Raw genomic sequence first — 20,304 nt, 5'->3', positions numbered from 1 at the left:
GGAATCTGGGTAGTGGTGGCACCCTCAACCTCTCTTCTTTGAATGGCACTAATGGCTTTTTGATTAACGGCATTGCAGCAGTTGACAATTTAGGCTCCTCAGTCAGCAATGCGGGGGACATCAACAACGATGGCATTGACGACCTGATTATTGGGGTACAAGGTGTCTCCCCCAACGGCATCCTTGAAGCTGGGCAAAGCTATGTGGTGTTTGGGGGGAAGAATCTGGGCAGTGGCGGCACCCTCAACCTCTCTTCTTTGAATGGCACTAATGGCTTTTTGATTAACGGCATTGAAAAATATGACTTCTCAGGCTGCTCAGTCAGCAATGCGGGGGACATCAACAATGATGGCATTGACGACCTGATTATTGGGGCATTTACTGCCTCCCCCAACGGCAAAGTCAGTGCTGGGCAAAGCTATGTAGTGTTTGGGGGGAAAAATCTGGGCAGTAGCGGCACCCTCAACCTTTCTTCTTTGAATGGTACTAATGGCTTTTTGATTAACGGCATTGCAGCAGAAGACCGCTTAGGCTACTCAGTCAGCAATGCCGGGGACATCAACGGTGATGGCATTGACGACTTGATTATTGGGGCACCATATGCCTCCCCCAACGGCATCGCTGATGCAGGGCAAAGCTATGTGGTGTTTGGGGGGAGGAATCTGGGCAGTGATGGCACCCTCGACCTCTCTTCTTTGAATGGCACTAATGGCTTTTTGATTAACGGCATTGCAGCAGGTGACGAATCAGGCATCTCAGTCAGCAATGCGGGGGACATCAACAACGATGGCATTGACGACTTGATTATTGCGGCAAGTGATGGCTCCCGCTACGGCATCGAGCGTACTAGGCAAAGCTATGTGGTGTTTGGGGGGAGGAATCTGGGTAGTGGTGGCACCCTCAACCTCTCTTCTTTGAATGGCACTAATGGCTTTTTGATTAACGGCATTGCAGCAATTGACAGTTTAAGCACCTCAGTCAGCAATGCGGGGGACATCAACAATGATGGCATTGACGATCTGATTATTGGGGCACCATATGCCGACCCCAACGGCATCGGCAATGCTGGGCAAAGCTATGTGGTGTTTGGGGGGACGAATCTGGGCAGTGGCAACACCCCTGGTAACCTGACTGGAAGTCCCGATGCAGATAAGCTAATCGGCACACCTAGCAACAACATCATCGATGGCTTAACTGGTGACGATACCCTAACAGGCAACGGCGGTGAAGATAAATTTATTATTCGCCCTGGCGATGGCAATGACATCATCACCGATTTTGGCGGCGTTGGCAAAGGCTCAAACCCAACGGTAGCGGTAATTGCCTCTTTGGACACCTTACAATTTACAGGTAGTGGTTTGACTGCTCAAAATCTGCAATTAACTCCTCAGGGTAACAACTTAGAAGTTACCTTTGAAAATGTGGCGTCTACCAAAGTCCAATTGCAAAACTTCAAATTAGAAAACCTACAAAACCTGCCTGCTTCTGGAGCTAGACCTGCCATTGGCAATATCCTATTTGATGGGCAAACCAACATCACCGACAGCTTTGATGTCTTCGATGCCAATTCCACTCAAACTAGCCTGTTCAACAAGAACACGGTGACTTTCCTTAATGAACTCAACAATAAGATTAGAGGTTTTGACAACTCCGCTGATGTCATCAATGGTCAGGGGGGTAACGACTTTATTGACGGCAACAGTGGCAATGACCTGCTGCGGGGAGGTTCTGGCAATGATGTTCTTATCGGCGGTTCTGGCAATGATACCCTTGTCGGTGGTGCAGGTGCCGACTCTTTCTTTTACAACACTGATGCAGCCTTTGCCCTGACTGCTGTTGGTGTAGATGCGATCGCTGATTTCAACCGCTCCCAAGGCGATAAGATTATCTTAGATAAAACTACCTTTAATGCGATTACTTCTGCTCCCGGAACAGGTTTTAGTAAAAAGAGTGATTTTCAAATTACTTCTTCCGGGGCGGCTAGCACGGCGAAAATTATCTACGACGCTTTTAGTGGGCAGTTGTTCTACAACCAAAATGGCAGTGCGGCTGGTTTTGGTAGCGGTGGTTTATTTGCAACTCTAACTGGTGCGCCAACTCTCAGTGCATCAGATTTTGTGGTGCAAGGGTAGATGCACATATAGGATTCATATTTGATTTTGGAAATATACTAGGGGAGCCAGTGCGTTGCGAACTCTAAAAATCCCATTCCATAATACTTTTGAATGAGTGACTTTTACTTCGGCTTATCTCGGCTTTGCCCTTCTCTACGAGAGGCTGCGCCAACGACGCCGGCTCCATCGAGCGTTCGCGTAGCGTCTTCTAGAGAAGTCGAGATGCTCAGGCTAAACTCGGCACAAGTCGCTCAGTACAAGTAGCTTTTGACTTCCGCCTTGCGGTACTAGCTTCTAGATAAATTCTAATTGTTCTTGGTTGTCCGTGTGGGACAAATACAGCAGATTGCAACTTCTCTACGAGAGGCTACGCCAAGGTGAGGTACAGATAATAGTAGGGGCACAACATGTTGTGCCCCTACACGTGTACTTCATTTATCTGAAATACGCTGTATGTGTAGAGACATTGCAATGCAACGTTTCTACATCGGTAGTGCAAATATATCTGATCTAAATCGTATTCGTTCAGGGTTAGCTCGTAAAGAAGCACGTCAATTATTGTCAAACCTAGTAGAACACCCCAACACAAGTAATTTCTTATGCTTACGCTTATTCTTATTTTTGAGAACAGTCAAATAATTCTCAACGTAGCGAAAAGCAGCTGCACAGTCGTAATCAGCAATGGCTATAGCTTGCAAAAAAACCTTTGAGGGAATTTCAAACCCTAAAAATTTTTCTGTTAAAATTAACAAATCTTGATCTGTGGCAGGAAAAGTAGTTTCTTCTGTCCCTTCGGAATCATGAAATATATCTTCAATTAATGCTTTGTACACTTTGTACCTCCCCAAAAGCATAAGATGCAAAGCCTGTGATAAAGTTTAGCTGCTGATCACGAGTTTGTAAGTTAACTGGGAGTTCAGTACCAGGGCATCCGATCTCCCGTAAAATCTCCAAACAATAAGTACTGAGTTGAGTGTATGGAGCTTGCTCCAATTGTTGAGCTACTTCTAGAGCCATCTCCAGATTGACTTGGATAACCGTCTTTACAGGGTTGGTCATAAACACGCCCTAATAAACTGGATGCTCTAAGTTTTGATCACAAGGACAAATAGCGTAACGGTGTTTTTGCGGAATTTATGAAGAGGTGAAATTCGAGTATCAGCGCATTTGCGGTAATGTATCTGAAGTTACACAAACTCGGCTGAAAGCTTGCAATTTCGATCTAGGTGCGATCGTCGTTCGCATAGCGGACGCACCAGAAGACGTTAGCGTTCGCCTAGAGTCTTGTAGAGAAGCGATCGCTCGCCTTAAGACGTATAACTATCGATAAATAGTAACATATCATACAAAATGATTGTCAATACATTCCCTATTTTGTACGCTCACAACTTGCTTGTTTATGTTAAGTGTAATGTCAAGTCTGTTTAGTAGATTTCCTACCAGATTTTTCTCTACACCCTCCCCAGTCAGGGTTTAAAGACAAATTAGTCATTATTGTTAGTAAATCTTAACAATACATAAGTACTATAAAAAATTTGGGCTTTTGAGCCATATCTAACACCCAACACAGTCAATATGCGACCAAATGAGGGTTATGTTCAGTGCCTGAAACGTTCATTATGTGTAATTCATATTATGGGTAATTTTTACAGTGCGTAAGTCATACAGATATATAAAAAAGCATTAATTATCTTTATGCATATTTCATCAGAAATTTATAATTTGGCTCCTTGTACTATGCGAGTATTACAACGATCAAATACATTTGATCTTTAAAACTATAAAGGTATATATTATGTCCATTATTGTTGGTACTCCTAACAATGATTTTTTGTTGGGCACTAGTGGTGACAATCAGATTTTTGGTCGTGGAGGCAATAACAATATATTTGCTGGTCTTGGAAATGACGTAATCGATGGTGGAGAGGGCAATGACAAGTTGGTTGGTAATGGCGGCAATAACACATTTAAGGGCAGTCAGGTTAACAACAGCATTGATAGCAAAGATGGCATTGATACCGCAGACTACAGCAAACAAGGTAAAGCCATCACCCTCTCAGGTGTAGTAACAAATTCAGAATGGTACAGACGTGAGTAATTGTCTTTGTACTCTAGGGTAAAAGTTATGTTGCAAAAAATGAGGTTGGGCTGGTAAATGTATGAATTGCGTCAACTTTCACCAGACATGAAAAAGTTTTTGCAACACAACCATTGAACACGGCAGATGCTTCGACTGTCGGAGATACTACGCGAACAACTCTCTCGACCAGAGCAATGTATTGCCTCATCGTGGGCGTTGAATTTTTACATTTTGATGATATTATTCTACGAAATTAAGGAGTAAGCCTTATGGCATTTAGGAAAAATGAATTATTTAAGTTATCTGTCAAATATTTACCAGTAATTACAGCTATAATAACGGTTCTCCCATTACCAGTTAAAGCAGCTACATTTTTAGTAACTGAACGCTCTGTTTTAGGAGCCAACGATGAAGCTAATTGGGGAAGTTTAGGTAAAGTATTCAATCCCTCTGCTCCTGATTTTTCTGCTTTTTTACCTAACTCTTTTTTAGCAACATCGCAAGGTGGTTTAGGGTTGGATATAAATATAGCTCCAACTAATAATCCTCAGATTACTCCACCGTTTGTCTTTCAAACTTTACCTCCACCTGGCATTGGGACTAACTTCGCCCAAGGAGATTTTATTCTCTTCGGAGGTATAGACCCAACAGGTTTTAAACCTCTTCCTCCTGGTGCTCCTGATCCTCGTACTCAGGGGAACGGAGGGCCTTTTAGCATTAGTTTTGCCCAGCCTGTTTTTGGCGCTGGTACTCAGATAGCTGTAGACATTAGTAATTCAGAAGTTAAAACTTTTATCACCGCTTTTGATAACGCTAATAACCTGTTGGGTAGTTTCTCAGTTCTAAGTACTTCGTCGCTAGCATTAGATAATTCGGCAGTGTTCTTGGGGATTCGTAGTGATACTCCAAACATCTCGCGACTCGTTTTTAGCAGTTCTGAGCCACAATACGGCTTGGCCATTAATCAGGTAAGCATTATTGCAGTTCCCGAACCAACTTATACCTTGGCAATATTAGCTTTTGGTATTTCAGGTGCAGTTTTGAAACTACGCCAACGCACTTGACACTCCCACGGTGTCGAAATAACTTTCATTTAATAAGTTAGAGGTTTCGGACATATTCAAACTTCTGTAATACCGATTACCTATGAGGTTGCTCCCGAACAATGGGCTTAAGCCCATTGTCTCACCAAGCTTGATTTTGTGCAGTTTCATAAAGAATTGGTATAAGTTCATAAGTTTCACATAACTCTTATCTTTAGCCAAATTGAAGTCAATGTCATCCGAAGAATTAGAAAGCATCATCGACGCTAAGATACAAAAAGCTATACGGAAGCACGAGTTCATAGTTGCTTTCATTAGTAGTATTATTGGCTTGATTTTTATAATGGGTTTGTTCCACGCTATTTTGCTCAACCACTCTGAAATTAAAGCATTTTGCTTAAACTGATTACTGGTTGCATTTAATGGGTTTTTATTATCAAGTGTTCCCTAATATCCAGAAGTGTTGAATATTAAGAAAAAAATCATAAAAATGGCCCATAATATGTTAAGTTTTGGGCGGAAGATTAAAGTATATCTATTAAAGAGTGATTATAAATTCATTTCCCAAGATTGTCAAAGGTATCCTGAGAAGACTGCCAAAAAACGATTATCCAGTATTGAACACTCGTCTGTATATGAAGTGTTGGATATCTTATACCCTGGATAACAGTTTAACAAGTATGCGAGATTTATTTAAAAGATTAAGGAACACAGGATTTGAAGTAGATATATCTACATTTTCCAAGGCTAGTTCTCACAGAAGCCAGAAACCATTTCAAGATATTTATCATAAATTAGATGAATTAGTACATAATAAACCTCAGAAAAAACTAAATAATAAATATGCTATTTGTCCTATTGATTCAACAGTTATTACCCTAACGAGTAAGTTATTATGGTTTTTATTTAGCTTATCATCAAGTTAAACTTTTTAGTTCTCTAAATCTAGCTACAGGCAGTCCAGAAGATAACTTCATTAATTTTGGGCATGAGCATGATTATAAATTTGGCTCAAAAAGGATGTTTCATCTGCCCATAAATGCTGTTGGGGTGATGGATAGGGGAGGCAGTGCGTTGGGCGGGTTAAGAGACTTGTACCCCTCCGGGGAAGCAAGCTACGCGCAGCGTCTCCGACAGGAGAAGCAACTGCCGTGATTTGCTGGATTAAAATTTATTCAAGATTTGGTACAAGAAAACAAATATTTTGTTTTGCGGATAAAAAACAATTGGAAACTAGAATTTGAAGAGTCAACTGGATTAGTAAAAATTGATGCATCTAATGATGCTCAAGCTTATAGAGTAGTGAATTTTTGTGATTTAGAAACTAAAACTGAGTTTCGTTTAAAAACTAATTTACTAGCATCGGGAGATGCACCTATTAGTGATGATGAAATTAGCGATATTTATTGGTTACGCTGGGGAGTTGAATTGTTATGAAAGTTTTTAAAAATTACTTAAAACTTGACAAACTGATTACTAAAAACGTTAATAGTATTTCTATAAAAATTTACATCATTTTAATAGCTTATCTAATTTTAAAACTTTTATTTATCCTTTTATAATATGAGCATACACTATTATATAAATTCTGTTGCTTGCAATCTCGTATGTGTTAAAAAATTAGTTATATTCATTGGTTTGAAGAGATAATGTCAAGTTGAATATTTTGGTATTCTTAGACTTAATAAAACCAAATATGTAAATTTTTTTATCAGTATTAAACATTCCTGCCTAATATCCATAAAACTGATTGAAGTTACACATATTTTTGAGAAAATGGAATTGCACCTATGGAGAGTAAAAATAATAACAGGGCTATATTCGTCTTATTTTTGACTGTATTTATAGACTTGCTCGGCTTCGGAATTATCCTGCCGATACTGCCTTTGTATGCTGAACAATTCGGCGCAAAACCTAATGAAGCGACTCTACTTGTAGCTATTTATTCTTTAATGCAGTTCTTATTTGCACCATTATGGGGCAGCTTTAGCGATCGCTACGGTCGCCGTCCGATTTTATTACTTACTTTATTCGGTTCTGTAGTTGCATACGCAGGGTTAGGCTTTGCCAACTCATTATGGATTTTGTTTATTGCTCGTAGTCTTGCCGGGATTATGGCAGGGAATATTGGTACTGCTCAGGCGTACATAGCAGATATTACCACGCCAACTAATCGATCTCGTGGCATGGGGATAATAGGGGCAGCTTTTGGTCTTGGCTTCATTTTCGGTCCAGCGATTGGAGGTCTTCTGATCGGGTCTGATGCGGACAACGCTAACTTCCATCTCCCGTCGTTGTTCGCAGCCGGATTATCTTTATTAGCATTGCTTTGTGCTTTTATATTACTTCCAGAATCTCTAAATTCTGAGACTAAAGCCAAAATCAAAGCTCATCGCTACCGTCAGCGAAGGCTGAACTTGCTACATCTGTCACAGCGTCCACAGTTTTGTATGCTTCTTGGCATCTACTTTTTAGTAACCTTTGCTGTTGCGGCTATGGACTCGACATTGGCTTTATGGTCTAAGCAGCAATTAAACTGGGGCCCTCAACAAACTAGTTATCTTTTTGCCTTTATGGGGATTGTCAGCACAATCATTCAAGGAGGACTGATCGGATTCCTCAAGAAACACTTGGGTGAAATAAAGTTACTTACCTTGGGAATATTAGGGTTAGGTTTAGGATTACTGCTAATTGGATTCTCACAAAGCTTAATTTTATTGTTGGTGTCCACCACACTTGTAGCATGGGGAATTAGTGTCAGTCAACCAATATTGAACAGCCTGATTTCCCAAATGACCCCCCCAGAAGAACAAGGACAAATATTAGGAATTGCCAGTTCTTGCTCTGCGTTGGCACGCATCGGTGGCCCAACCTGGGCAGGGGCTAGTTTTATGAAATTTGGGAGTTCTGCTCCTTTTTGGAGTGGATTTTTAGTAATGCTGATAGCTTTGACTCTTAGTTTGCGAGTGACTAAAAACGCATCTGAATCAAAGACAGAACGTGTAGCCTGAAAATCCTGATTTTAAAGTAAAAAGGTCAGGATTCAGGATTCAGAAGGCTTTGATAACCAAGCTTAATAATTTTTTGAATAGCCTTGTACTAAAAACTTTTAATCCCAAATCTAAAATCTAAAATCTAAAATCTAAAATTAGTATGACAGGTCGCCGAGTATTGTTTTTAGGCATATTTGTAAGCATCCTTCTCACCTACGCAATTTGGATCGGTGGCAGCATTCCCGCAAGCATCATGAAACTTCCTGATCAAGGATTAAACTGGTACTACTGGAAGCTTCCCAACCCGACCTTTTGGAGTCGAGCGACGTCTTGGGGCATGTACCTTGGGCATCAGTTTAGCATCTGGGCGTGTATCTTGTGGGCGCAGCGATCGCAGTTGAAATACAAATCAGCGTTGCACCCGATTAATTACTTTATGCTTGCAATTAATGGTGCATTCATCGCTTTACACTTTCTCCAGACCTATATTTGGTACGATGCTTTAGCTCAAGATACTTCAATTTGGGCTTCCCAAGGTGCGGTTGTACTCCTACTGGTGTTCGTATTGATTTTAGAAACGCCTCGACGCGGTTTATTTTTTGGCAATTCTGTTCCATTCCATCAACAGTTTTTACAAATTATCAAGCTGTACCACGGCTACTTTTTTTCCTTCGCCGCTATCTACACCTTCTGGTATCATCCAATGGAAGCGACTGCGGGGCACTTAATTGGTTTTCTCTATATGTTCTTGCTTCTGCTCCAATCGTCGTTGATCTTTAACCGCACCCATGTAAACCGTTGGTGGACATTCACATTGGAAATTACGGTCGTTTTACATAGTGTAGTTATATCGTTGATGCTAGGACAAAGCAAGTGGCCAACATTTCTTTTTGGTTTTCTTGGCATTTTAGTGCTTACCCAACTCCACGGTCTACCTGTTAGTATCTTGACTAAACGTACTATCTACGGAGCCTTTTTAGTGAGTGTACTGGCCGTTTATGGACTGACTGAACGCGGCTTGAGTAGAATTTACGAAGTAACCTATATTCCTCTGATTGAGTTTGGTCTGGTTGGCGCAATTTACTTAATCTTCCTGCTCATCTTATGGACAATTTCTCGTTTACCTGTGAAGACGTAACTTCTCAATTAATCCCCCCTCGTCTAGCCCTACTCGTTGCAACGCTTCCCGTAAAATCCGGTCGGTGCTCGATGCGTGAATGTGATTCAGTCCATGTCTGCCAGGGAACAAATACAGATTCTTGCCCCTGGCGTTGATAGTCGGCGTGTAGGCTTCAAGATATGCTTTCAGAATCGGGTGAATCTGGATTTCCCGCGTGTCTCGTCCGCCCCTAGTGTTATAACTGCGGATGATGAGTTTAGGACGAACCCCTCTAGGGCTGATAACATCCCCTTTGAGCATAGTACACGCTTCGTTTATCCTGGCTCCGGCATACAGGCAGATTCCAAACACCCTTTCCTAACTTTTTACCCATGACTGGCGTGAGCATGCCCCCCCTGCGCTCGCGCGTTCGCCGAGGCTATCGAGCAAACCAAAGAGCAACCGCTTGTCTGATTGATTGCTCATTAGGTTCGCTATCAGAAGCCCAGGCGATAATCCCATCAGGGCGTATCAGTACAGCGCTCAAGCCTAATTGTTCCTTTGCCCGGCCCGAAACATACTTCATTCGGTCGCTGTATTCACTCGCCAAAGTTTTTAGTGAAGCATTCATATCGAAGTCAAGCAGCATTCCTTGACCATCGTGCATTAGCTCGCCAATCCTCGCGCCATCTTCCAACTCAAAGTTGGGAACGCTGTGGCCTGCTAAAGGGTGGTCGCCACCGAGATTGTAATGCGTGAAAACTCCCCACACCCTTCCCGCAATGTAGGTGGCACCATCGCGCGTGTTCATCAGGTCGCGGAAGATTGCATTCAGCGCGCGGGACTGTAGGCTTGGTTTCATGATGGCAACTTGGGCGCGTGACCAATCCAGAACCTGTGCACCAATTGGGTGTCGTTCCATTTGATAACTGTCTAACAGGCCTGACGGCGCTTTCTTCTGGATAGTTGCTGCGAGCTTCCATCCCAGGTTCATGGCATCGCCCAGCCCAAGGTTCAGCCCCTGGCCTCCGAGCGGCGAATGAATGTGCGCGGCATCGCCGGCTAAAAAGACCCTTCCGTTGCGGTAGGTTGTGGCCTGCCGTGCTCGGTCAGTCCACGTGGTCGCAATATGCAGAGCATTGATCGTCACGTCGGTGTTCGAGATGCGGCGTAGAACTTCCTGCACGTGTTCAAGCGTGATTGGCTTTCCTGAATTATGAAATGCTCCGCCATCAAAATCCTGGATGACTACGTAACCTGGCTGGGATTGGAGGTACATGCCTCTTGGTGTCACGTTTCGACCCGGACTGAGCTTCTCCGGATCGGCAATATCAACCTGAGTCGTGTAGCCGGTGAATTCTGGCTCCGTACCGGCGAATTCAAAACCGCCCGCCTTGCGAACCACACTACGGCTTCCATCGCAACCCACAAGCCATTTGCCTTGGAAAGATTGCTCACCTGAATGAACAGTCACCCCGTCCTCGGTTTGCTGAAAGGAAGTCAAGGCAAGCCCGCGCTTAATCTCGACACCCAAGGCTTCTGCGCGGCGAGCCAGCACAGATTCAAGCTCCGCCATTTCAGATATCAAATTGGTGTCGGTCGAGCTTGGCAGGCGATACCTCCACTGTGAGGTGTCGATATTGCCGTCATGAAATGGAATGCCGGCGAAGTGCCCTCCCTGACGATTTGGCCCTTGTACTGGAGTTGAGGTTTTGTGGGGGTTTTTAAGGCGCTTGTGCACCTCAAGTTCTTTTAGCAACCCACGGCGGTAAAGCGCTTCAATAGTAGGCGCCGAGAGTCCCCGTATCCCGAAAGGAAGTTGCTTCAATGGCGAGTGGGGATTCTCCGCCTTTTCCAATATCAGGACGGAACATTTGGCCAAGACCAGTTCACAGGCGAGGAAAAGTCCTACTGGGCCAGCCCCGGAAATGATTACATCGTAAACCGATTGATTTTGATCGTTACTCATGAGTGTTTCAATTTGTATCACCGTTGTCATGTGATGCCTTTTTAGTTTCGCCAAATCGGATTGGGGTTTAGGCAAGGTCTGGCTGAAATTGATGACTGCACTCCCCTGGCGTTCATAAAGACGGCTCTCAATTTGCATCTCCAGGATGGCGCGGCTCCAGCCGTTTTGAGTGGTCTGCTGGATATACCAAACCCGCTGCTCGGTGACTTTTACGCGATCCAGCAAAACGCAGTTATGCCGCCCCCGCACCTGTGCTGTGCGAATGCGCTGTTTCAGCATGTTTAGAAGAGCGTCATAGTTGCTCAGTTCGGGAAAAAGGGAATCGGTCACTAGTAGAAGAACGTATCGCGCCGTTACTGTATTTTACATTAACTGTAGTAACCGACTGTGCGTGAATAGGCAATTGCAAATGCTGATGCAGGATTGAGTACACTTTCGTTTCTCACAAACGACCGTTTTTGAGAATCTCTGCGTGAGAGTCACTGCGGCATGTAAAAATAAGGCGTCGCCATGATTGTGAAATCCGGGAAAAATTGTTTCCAAAATACTACCTACGACTTTAGAGTGTTGAAATAACTCAAATAGCTATTTATCTGAAGGCGAGGTATGACAACAAACTTTAGTCGGCATCAATTTATCTTGTTTGGTTCAGCGGCGTTTGGTACAAGCTTACTGGTGCAAGCTTGCAGTAGTTAGCCGACGACACCAACAGCGACAACAACGGGTGGTGCTGAAGGGTTTAAAATAGCGATCGCTCTCCCTGGAATGATTACTGACAAAGCCTGGAATCAATCTGGTTATGAAGGTATTAATCTAGCAAAACAAAAGCTAGGTGCCCAAACCGCCTATGTAGAAAAAGTAGCACAAGCAGATCAAACAGAAGTATTAACAGATTTTGCTCGTAAAGATTACAATCTCATCTTCGCGCATGGCGGACAATTTGATGCCGCAATTGAACAAGTCGCCTCACAGTTCCCCAACACATTTTTTGTTGGAGTAAATGGTAATCTCAAGGGTGAGAATATTGCTTCTTTACGAATATATCACATACAAGCTAGTTATTTGTGTGGCATTATTGGTGCTTCTGTCACTAAATCTAATAAATTAGCTTATATTGCTGGAGAGAAGTTTCCCGCTACGGAGGGAGAACTGCGGGGATTTGAATTAGGGGCAAAATCTGTTAAACCAAATATTCAAATTGTTTCTACTTTTACGGGTGATTGGAATGATGTTGCCAAAGCCAAGGAAGCGACTCTCGTATTAATTTATTCCGGTGCTGATGTCATCTATCAATGGTTAGATAATGCCTCAGCAGCAGTCTTACAAACAGCAGATGAAAAAGGGGTATATGCTTTTGGTAACACAAATGACCAATTAGACGTTGCACCAAAAGCTGTCTTAACCAGTGCTGTCAAACGCTTAGATTTAGCCATAGCATATATAGCATAATTAGCTAAACAAAAATAAATCAAAGGACAAATATATACAATTGGACTAGAAAGACCAGATATATTATTTTTAGGAAAATTCGGGGCAATCATACCGGAGGCAGTTAAGCAAAAGGTATTGAATGCAAAACAAGAGATTGTTAATAAAAAAATCGTTTTTGAAGACTGCAAAGAGACTGGTAAAGATACACGCTACGTGAAGAAAACAACATAGGTTTAGCATATAGCAATCCTAAATGAGTCGTGAAAATCTCCGATTCCTCTCTCTGCGCTTTCTGCGCCTCTGCGGTTAATTTATTTTTACAAATGATTTAGGACTGCTATATAAATATCTTAAAAAATTTTCGTAATCAGGACTATATTCCTCAAATCTGGGCTGAAGTCCTGACTCCGAGCTATCAGTTTTGTGAACATGAACTATTTACGCTTAAAAAATATTACCAAACACTTTGGTTCTTTTATCGCTAACGACAATATTAATCTCTCTGTCGCATCTGGAACCATTCATGCAATACTAGGCGAAAATGGTGCAGGCAAGAGTACTTTAATGAATATTATTAGTGGACTCTATCAACCTGATGCTAATCAGATTTACCTTCAAGAACAACCAATAAAAATTCCTTCACCAAATGAGGCAATTAAACTAGGTATTGGTATGATTCACCAACACTTCATGCTTGTACCCCAATTGACTGTCATAGAAAATATTATCTTAGTAACCCATAAAAATTGGCGGCTGAATCTACAATATAAACAGCAAGAAATCGCCGCATTATCTCAAGCTTATGGATTAGAAATTGACCCCACTGCCAAAGTGGAAAATTTATCTATTGGGGCACAACAACGGGTAGAAATTCTCAAAGTTCTCTACCGTCGAGCAAAATTGTTGATTCTTGATGAACCTACAGCAGTTTTGACACCGCCAGAAGTAGAATCATTAATTGCTATCTTGCACCAATTAGCAGCCGCAGGCAACACAATTATTTTTATTAGTCATAAATTAGAAGAGGTAATGAATGTCTGTGATTCAGTAACAGTTTTACGCCAGGGAAAGGTAGTAGTAACAACATCAACTTCAGCGGCGACACCTCAGCAGTTAGCAACATTGATGGTAGGACGGGAAGTAGCTTTCCAGTTAAATAAAAGTCCTACATTACCAGGGGAAATCATCTTGTCGGTGCAAAATCTACAAGTTGCTGATCAAAGAAATATTCTTGCTGTAAATAATGTATTTTTTGAACTGCGGGCGGGAGAAATTTTAGGAATTGCTGGTGTCGATGGGAATGGACAGCGAGAATTAGCTGATGCCCTCGCTTTTTTGCAGACTATTAAGCAGGGTAAAATTGAGTTTACGCATAAGCATTCCTTAGTGGGTTACATCCCAGAAGATAGGCAGACAATGGGATTAGTGTTACAATTTAGCATCGCCTAAAACTTGATTTTAAAAGCTTTTAAATATCTGCCATTTTGTCGCCGTTTTTTGTTACAACAAGAAGCGATCGCTGATCATGCCCAAGCTGCAATGCAAGAGTTTGACATTCGGGCGAATGGGATTGATATCAAGGTAAATCAGCTTTCGGGAGGAAATCAACAAAAAGTAGTGTTAGCGCGAGAACTGGCGGGGATACCAGCTTTAATTATCGCCATGCAACCCACAAGGGGGTTAGATGTAGGGGCGACAGCAGCCGTCCATTCTCGAATATTAACAGAACGCGATTGCGGTGCCGCAATTTTGTATATTTCTACCGACTTAGAAGAAGTGATGACAATGAGCGATCGCATTGCCGTAATCTACAGAGGTGAGTTTGTCGCTATTTTGGATGCACAGACGGCGAAAGTGGAAGAAATTGGTTTGCTGATGGGTGGGGGGAGATAATGATCGCAACTAATCGCACTAAATTCCTGTTACCAATCCTATCACCGCTAATTGCGATCGCCTGTACCCTGATCGTCGGTGCTATCCTGATGCTAATTGCTGGGGCAAATCCCATCATTGCATACAGCATCCTATTTCTGGAATCTCTCTCTACCTACTTTGGATTTGGTAACACCCTCACCAAAATGACACCGCTATTGTTCACCAGTTTAGGCGTGTTAGTGGCGTTGCGGGCTGGGCAATTTAATATTGGTGGGGAAGGACAAATTTATCTGGGTGCGTTGGAAAGTACTTTAATTGGGTTATATGTGCAAGGATTACCTGCGGTGATTCATATCCCATTAGCACTTTTGGCAGGATTTTTCTTTGGTGCAGTTTGGGGTTGGATTCCTGGTTATCTCAAAGCAATACGCGGAGTGAATGAGGTAATTACTACGTTGTTGCTCAACTATATCGCAGTGAATTTAGTTAGCTACCTCGTACAAAATCCATTAATGGCAACAGGTGCGCCTAGTTTTTATTCGCCATTAATTGCTAAAACATCGCGCTTGGCGATTATATTACCACAAAGCCTCGCCCATGCTGGGATTTTATTAGCTTTAATTGCCGCAGGTATTTTATGGGTATTGTTAGTGCGATCGCCTCTAGGTTATCAAATTACGGCAGTGGGATTTAACCCGATTGCCGCCCGTTATGCCCACATATCTGTTGAACGTACCATTATGCTGGTGATGGCTACTGCGGGTGGTTTAGCTGGGTTGGCTGGGAGTTGTGAGGTGATGGGGTTGAAATATCGACTATTTGAACCAGTTTCACCAGGTTATAGATTTGATGCCATTGCGATCGCTTTTTTAAGTCGTGGTAGTGTTGTCGGTGTAGTATTGACTTCTTTGTTTTTTGCAGCGCTTCGCAGTGGTGCGAATGTGATGCAGCGTAGTGCAGGTGTGCCGGTAACTGTGGTTTATGCGATTCAGGGTTTTATGGTGTTGTTTATTGCTATCAGTTTCGCCGTGGAAAGAGAGATCAGAGGAAAAACCCAGAGAGGCGCGGAACGGTCGGGGGTGTTAAATATCGCCTTGGAAGGGATGTTGCTTACTGGTGCTTTTACTAGTGCTGCTGCGACTTTCTCCACTGGTAATCCCTGGCTTGGTATCCTCGCTTCCTTAATTGCTGGGGGATTAGTCGGACTACTCCATGCTGTTTTATGTGTGACTTTGCGTGTTGACCAATTGGTGTCTGGGCTAGCAATTAATCTTGTCGCATCTGGGTTAACATCGTTTTTGGCCCGTTTAGTCTTTAGTGGCAGTATTACACAGCAGTTACCTGGAATCGGGGCAATTATTATTCCTGGTTTAGCCAATATTCCCCTGATTGGGCCGCTACTATTTCAGTCAGATTTTTTAGTATATTTATTATTTATATTAGTTATTTTCACTAGATACATTTTATTTAAAACTAGCTTTGGACTGACATTGCGAGCAGTGGGAGAATCTCCTCAAGCTGCTGACACGGCTGGAATTTCGGTACAAACTGTCCGTTATATCGCTGTGGTGATTAGTGGCACTTTTGCAAGTTTAGGAGGTGCTTATTTAACTCTAGTACAGGTAAGATTTTTTGCCGAGGGGATGAGTGCTGGTAAGGGATTTATTGCGCTCGCAGCATTAATTTTTGGCAGATGGCATCCTTTTGATATGCTTTGGCTTGTTTGCTGTTTGGGGCTACAGAAGCTTTACAACTGCGAATTCAGGCATTAGGGGCAAATATACCTTACCAATTTTTAGTAATGCTACCTTATGCGATCGCCTTATTGGCATTAGTGGGTAAGTTGGGAAAATCTACACCCCCTAAAGCTTTAGGTACTCCCTACTTTGGAGGAAATCGCCACTCAGACTAAAAAACGTTCCTTCGACGAATATTTTTGATCCCTGATCTAACGGCAAGAAAGTAACATCACTTTTCAAGCATCTGTCAAAAGTTATTTCAATCACCTCTACTAACGGTTTTTTGCTGTTGATAACGCAGTTTAAACTGGTGTTGCTGTATTTTATGATCCACAATTGGTTCAGGATAGCCAACAGCATGACGTTCTAAAGATGGAATTTTACCAGTAACTAAATATTCTGGATCTACAGACCGCAATTCTGATACCCATTGCCGAATATATTCCCCCTCTGGATCAAATTTTTGTGTTTGACTGGCTGGGTTGAAAATCCGCACAGGTTTGGGGTCCATGCCGCTAGAAGCACTCCATTGCCAACCGCCATTATTGGCAGATAAATCCCCGTCAATCAGCTTTTGCATAAAGTATTTTTCTCCCAATTGGGGATTAATTAGCAAGTCTTTAGTGAGGAAACTGGCAACAATCATCCGACAACGGTTGTGCATCCAGCCACTTTCGTTTAACTGGCGCATTGCTGCATCTACAATCGGGTAGCCAGTTCTCCCCTCACACCAGGCTTGAAAATATTCTTCGTTAGTTTCCCAAGGAAAGTTTTTGAAGGTATCGCGGAAAGCACCATTAGCTAATTCGGGAAAGTTATACATTGCATGTTGATAAAACTCCCGCCAAGCTAATTCCTGCTGCCATGTGCGAATATTAACTGCTGTTTCCTCACTACGGCTGTTTTCTTGTGCTTCTATCGTGGCTTGCCAAACGGTGCGAATGCCAATTACGCCAAATTTCAAAGCTGCACTCAGTTGCGATGTTCCATCAACTGCGGGGAAATTTCGCTGTTCTTGGTATTCAGTAATAGCTTTAGCAGTAAATTCCTCTAGCCGTTCTTGTGCCGCAGCCTCTCCGGGTGAAATAATCAATTCTCCATCCCAGATAAATCCTAAATCTTTCGCTGAAGGTAATGCGATCGCTCCTGCAAGTTTGGCAATTTCCTGTTCAGCTGCCGTTAAGCCCTGAACATTTTGGAGTGTTTCTACTGGTTGAGCCTTCGGTTTGCTAATCCAATTTTTCCAGAAGGGGGTGTAAACTGTGTAAGGACTGTTACCACCCGTGCGTAACTCATCTGGGGAGTTGAGGATTTGATCCCAGTTTTGGTTAAGAAACTCAATACCTTTTTCTTTGAGGGCATTTATAACGGTGCGATCGCGTTCTTGTGAATAAGGTTCTACATCCCAATTCCAAAAAACAGCTTTGGCATTTATTGCCTCTGCTAAAGCTGGTATCGCTTGTACAGGATTGGCGTGGAGTATCAATAACTGGCTGCCAACTTGGGCATATCGCTCTTGGAGTTTCTCTAAAGAGCCAATCATATAAGTTATTTTTACAGGAGCGACATCATCCCGTTCCAGAATATTCGGATCAAGGCAAAACACCCCCACCACTTTCGGACTCTGCCGTTTTGCCGTAGCCAGTCCCGTATTGTCAGAAATGCGTAAATCGCGCCGATGCCAAAAGAGAATTAAGTCAGACATTCCATGCTGGATATAGTTCACCCGTACTAGCTTAGATGCTAGTGGTACCAATGGGCATCATTCTGGCGATAAATTTCTTCTTTGATCAGAAAGAAAAAGGTACAAGCCCACTTCGGCTACGCTCAGTGCATCGCCTAAATTTATTTTGGTGGTTCTTAATCTTAATTTTGACTTTTGACTTTTGACTTCCCCGTACTCCTACGGAGAAGCGAGCTACGCATAGCGTCTCCAAGAGTTGGGGCTGACATCCTCCCACGGCTAAAGCCGATAGCGCCACGCAAAGCAAGTCTGCGAAGCTATGCCAGTTGTTAATTGAGTGCTGTAGAACCGCTCTAGATGATTGATCCAGCATTCAACCCAGTTCAGTTTCCGCTCTCCGACTGGCTAAAAATGAACAAAAGCAAATAGAACTAGGACTTATGCAATAACTCTCTGAAACCTTATTCCTTTGCGTCCTTCTCTACGAGACGCTGCGCGAATGCGGTTCGTTTTTTCATGATTTTGCGTAAGTCCTGAGAACCTCAGAAGTTGAAAGATGTAGATAGCTGGCATTTCTCTAGGAGCGATGTCTGCGGCGGGCTACGCCTACGCATCAGTCGAGTGTATTCGGGCGCGTTGGAGGTCTCAGTGCAGAAGTTTTTGGAGTCGTTGGAAAAGCTTAATCGTCCTTACCTAACCCTGTGGAAGAGAAATTGTTGAATGTTTTGGAGTCGGAGTATGGGGAAAGATAACCCTCTGAAAAGTTTTGGCAATTTGGCATCTCATGCCTTTAGGATTGGAGATTAAATACTGGGCTCATATAATTTGTATATACTTACGTATATTTCCTTAGAATAAGGCTTTCCTGCTTTTTTGACTAAGTTTTGTGTAATAAAGCAGACTTTATATTATTTAATGTTTAACTAAATATGGCTTGGCAGAAATTTGAATAAAAGGCAGTGGTTTCCTTGGAAACTTCAAGAATTTCCTTGCTTGGATCTGAAACGTCAGGTCATCCACAAGTTTGCATAGCTGTACTTGATGGACTAGTTGATTTAAAACATCCCTGTTTCCAAGGCGCAGACTTGAGTGTGCTACCGACTTTGGTGACTGGACAGGCTAAATCTGATGGCCAGATGTCTCTTCACGGGACTCATGTTGCTAGTGTGATCTTTGGGCAGCCAAGTAGCCCTGTAATCGGAATCGCCCCTGCTTGCAAAGGGTTGATTGTGCCAGTGTTTCACGACGATCGCCTGAACCTGTCTCAACTCGATTTGGCTCGGGCGATCGCGCTATTCATCCGGCTCAATGTTTGCTGTTTAGTGATACTCAATATCAAAACCGGGAAGAGTTGAATCAGAAAGCGATCGTCGATCACGACTGGATTCCCAAACCCTTTGACGAACAGCAAGCGATCGATTGGACTCCCGTATGGTCATTAACCGAGCAACGGCACAAATATCTGCCCACCGCCTTTTGTTACTACAATTACAAACTTCCCAAAGAGCATCGCTTTTGTTCTGCCGACTCCAACGGTAACGCTGCCGGAGGAACCCTAGAAGATGCGATTTTACAGGGATTTTTGGAACTGGTAGAGCGAGATAGTGTAGCGATTTGGTGGTATAATCGCTTGTCTCGTCCCAGTGTGGACTTCGCCAGTTTCAACGAACCTTACTTATTAGATTTGCAGAGTTGGTATCGGAGCCAGCAACGCGAACTATGGGTGCTTGATTTAACCACAGACATGAAAATTCCCGCCTTTGCCGCCGTATCTCGCTATATTGGTGGCGGTGACGAACGCATTATTGCCGGATACGGAGCGCATTTCGACCCGAAAATTGCCATTTTACGAGCCGTCACCGAAGTCAATCAAATTGGATTTGCTGTAGACCAACAAGACTATTCAACTGCTTCAGACTCCGCCTTGTATCATTGGTTTACCCAGGCAACCTTAGCTAATCAGCCTTATCTCGCACCTTGCAGTCAGCAAAGTACGAAACTATACACAGATTACCCGCAGCAATGGAGTGATGATATTCATCAAGACGTTTTGACCTGCGTGGAAACAGCCAGACAAGTGGGGCTAGAAATGCTGGTGCTGAACCAAACCCGCCCCGATATTGGCTTACCTGTTGTCAAAGCGATCGCTCCTGGTTTACGCCATTTCTGGTCAAGATTTGGGGCTGGACGGCTGTATGATATGCCTGTGAAACTAGGATGGCTTCCTACCCCCTTGACCGAAGACCAAATGAACCCAATGCCAATGGTATTTTAATA

The 20,304-nt window shown here is 43.0% G+C and carries 13 protein-coding genes and 5 pseudogenes; 13 read left to right on the top strand and 5 right to left on the bottom strand.

The features are described from left to right. On the top strand, positions 1 to 2,132 hold a 2,132-nt coding region (locus tag V7K85_RS26615; protein ID WP_334818164.1), incomplete at its 5' end, for a beta strand repeat-containing protein. Between the two features lie 533 nt (positions 2,133 to 2,665). On the opposite strand, the gene V7K85_RS26610 is transcribed toward V7K85_RS26615, so the two are convergent. After that, on the bottom strand, positions 2,666 to 2,947 hold the full coding sequence (locus V7K85_RS26610; RefSeq protein ID WP_334818162.1) for a hypothetical protein: 282 nt from the start codon (positions 2,945 to 2,947) through the stop codon (positions 2,666 to 2,668). Beyond that, positions 2,928 to 3,173 carry a hypothetical protein gene (locus V7K85_RS26605; protein ID WP_334818160.1) on the bottom strand — a complete coding sequence of 82 codons (246 nt, stop codon included), beginning with the start codon at positions 3,171 to 3,173 and terminating at the stop codon, positions 2,928 to 2,930. The genes V7K85_RS26610 and V7K85_RS26605 overlap by 20 nt, the downstream gene beginning before the upstream one ends. Before the next feature lie 85 nt (positions 3,174 to 3,258). On the opposite strand from V7K85_RS26605, the gene V7K85_RS26600 reads away from it, so the two are divergent. From V7K85_RS26600 to V7K85_RS26575, 6 genes and pseudogenes are all read left to right on the top strand, one after another. Continuing rightward, positions 3,259 to 3,444, top strand: a complete 186-nt coding sequence (locus tag V7K85_RS26600) for a hypothetical protein (protein WP_334818158.1) — start codon at positions 3,259 to 3,261, stop codon at positions 3,442 to 3,444. A gap of 465 nt (positions 3,445 to 3,909) precedes the next feature. Then, entirely contained in the window at positions 3,910 to 4,212 is a 303-nt protein-coding gene (locus V7K85_RS26595) for a calcium-binding protein (RefSeq protein WP_334818156.1), read from the top strand. Positions 4,213 to 4,463: 251 nt separating this feature from the next. Then, positions 4,464 to 5,258: a hypothetical protein gene (locus tag V7K85_RS26590; RefSeq protein ID WP_334818154.1), complete on the top strand. Its 795-nt coding sequence runs from the start codon at positions 4,464 to 4,466 to the stop codon at positions 5,256 to 5,258. A gap of 524 nt (positions 5,259 to 5,782) precedes the next feature. Beyond that, positions 5,783 to 6,853, top strand: a pseudogene (locus V7K85_RS26585) (IS4 family transposase). Between the two features lie 174 nt (positions 6,854 to 7,027). Beyond that, positions 7,028 to 8,248 carry an MFS transporter gene (locus V7K85_RS26580; protein ID WP_334818152.1) on the top strand — a complete coding sequence of 407 codons (1,221 nt, stop codon included), beginning with the start codon at positions 7,028 to 7,030 and terminating at the stop codon, positions 8,246 to 8,248. 142 nt (positions 8,249 to 8,390) lie between these two features. After that, positions 8,391 to 9,368 (top strand): hypothetical protein, encoded by a 978-nt coding sequence (locus V7K85_RS26575; protein WP_334818150.1) that lies wholly within the window; start codon positions 8,391 to 8,393, stop codon positions 9,366 to 9,368. Here the strand turns inward: V7K85_RS26575 and V7K85_RS26570 are convergent. Both V7K85_RS26570 and V7K85_RS26565 read right to left on the bottom strand, forming a co-directional pair. Then, positions 9,351 to 9,650, bottom strand: coding sequence for a hypothetical protein (locus tag V7K85_RS26570; protein WP_334818148.1), 300 nt, complete (start codon positions 9,648 to 9,650; stop codon positions 9,351 to 9,353). The genes V7K85_RS26575 and V7K85_RS26570 overlap by 18 nt on opposite strands. Positions 9,651 to 9,768: 118 nt before the next feature. Continuing rightward, positions 9,769 to 11,628 carry an FAD-dependent monooxygenase gene (locus V7K85_RS26565; protein ID WP_334818146.1) on the bottom strand — a complete coding sequence of 620 codons (1,860 nt, stop codon included), beginning with the start codon at positions 11,626 to 11,628 and terminating at the stop codon, positions 9,769 to 9,771. 276 nt (positions 11,629 to 11,904) lie between these two features. Between V7K85_RS26565 and V7K85_RS26560 the strand changes: the two are divergent. The 4 pseudogenes from V7K85_RS26560 to V7K85_RS26545 all read left to right on the top strand — a co-directional run bounded on the left by V7K85_RS26560 (position 11,905) and on the right by V7K85_RS26545 (position 16,516). Continuing rightward, positions 11,905 to 12,960, top strand: a pseudogene (locus V7K85_RS26560) (BMP family protein). 198 nt (positions 12,961 to 13,158) lie between these two features. Continuing rightward, positions 13,159 to 14,622, top strand: a pseudogene (locus V7K85_RS26555) (ABC transporter ATP-binding protein). After that, positions 14,622 to 15,665, top strand: a pseudogene (locus tag V7K85_RS26550) (ABC transporter permease); the annotation flags it as partial. The pseudogenes V7K85_RS26555 and V7K85_RS26550, both read left to right, overlap by 1 nt. Then, positions 15,645 to 16,516: pseudogene (locus V7K85_RS26545) on the top strand (ABC transporter permease). The pseudogenes V7K85_RS26550 and V7K85_RS26545, both read left to right, overlap by 21 nt. A gap of 86 nt (positions 16,517 to 16,602) precedes the next feature. Here V7K85_RS26545 and V7K85_RS26540 read toward each other — a convergent pair. Next, positions 16,603 to 18,048 carry an FAD-binding domain-containing protein gene (locus tag V7K85_RS26540; RefSeq protein WP_334818144.1) on the bottom strand — a complete coding sequence of 482 codons (1,446 nt, stop codon included), beginning with the start codon at positions 18,046 to 18,048 and terminating at the stop codon, positions 16,603 to 16,605. 968 nt (positions 18,049 to 19,016) lie between these two features. Between V7K85_RS26540 and V7K85_RS26535 the strand changes: the two genes are divergently transcribed. Next, the gene (locus tag V7K85_RS26535; protein WP_334818142.1) at positions 19,017 to 19,382 is read left to right on the top strand and encodes a S8 family serine peptidase; all 366 of its coding nucleotides are present in this window, start codon (positions 19,017 to 19,019) and stop codon (positions 19,380 to 19,382) included. After that, positions 19,340 to 20,302 carry a YcaO-like family protein gene (locus V7K85_RS26530; RefSeq protein WP_334818139.1) on the top strand — a complete coding sequence of 321 codons (963 nt, stop codon included), beginning with the start codon at positions 19,340 to 19,342 and terminating at the stop codon, positions 20,300 to 20,302. Before V7K85_RS26535 ends, V7K85_RS26530 begins: the two co-directional genes overlap by 43 nt. The last annotated feature ends 2 nt before the right edge of the window (positions 20,303 to 20,304 follow it).

Origin of the sequence: Nostoc sp., from assembly GCF_036917615.1 — a bacterium.
Lineage (GTDB): Bacteria > Cyanobacteriota > Cyanobacteriia > Cyanobacteriales > Nostocaceae > Nostoc.
The sequence above is the reverse complement of the archived record's forward strand: the minus strand, read 5'-3'. Positions and strand labels throughout refer to the sequence as shown.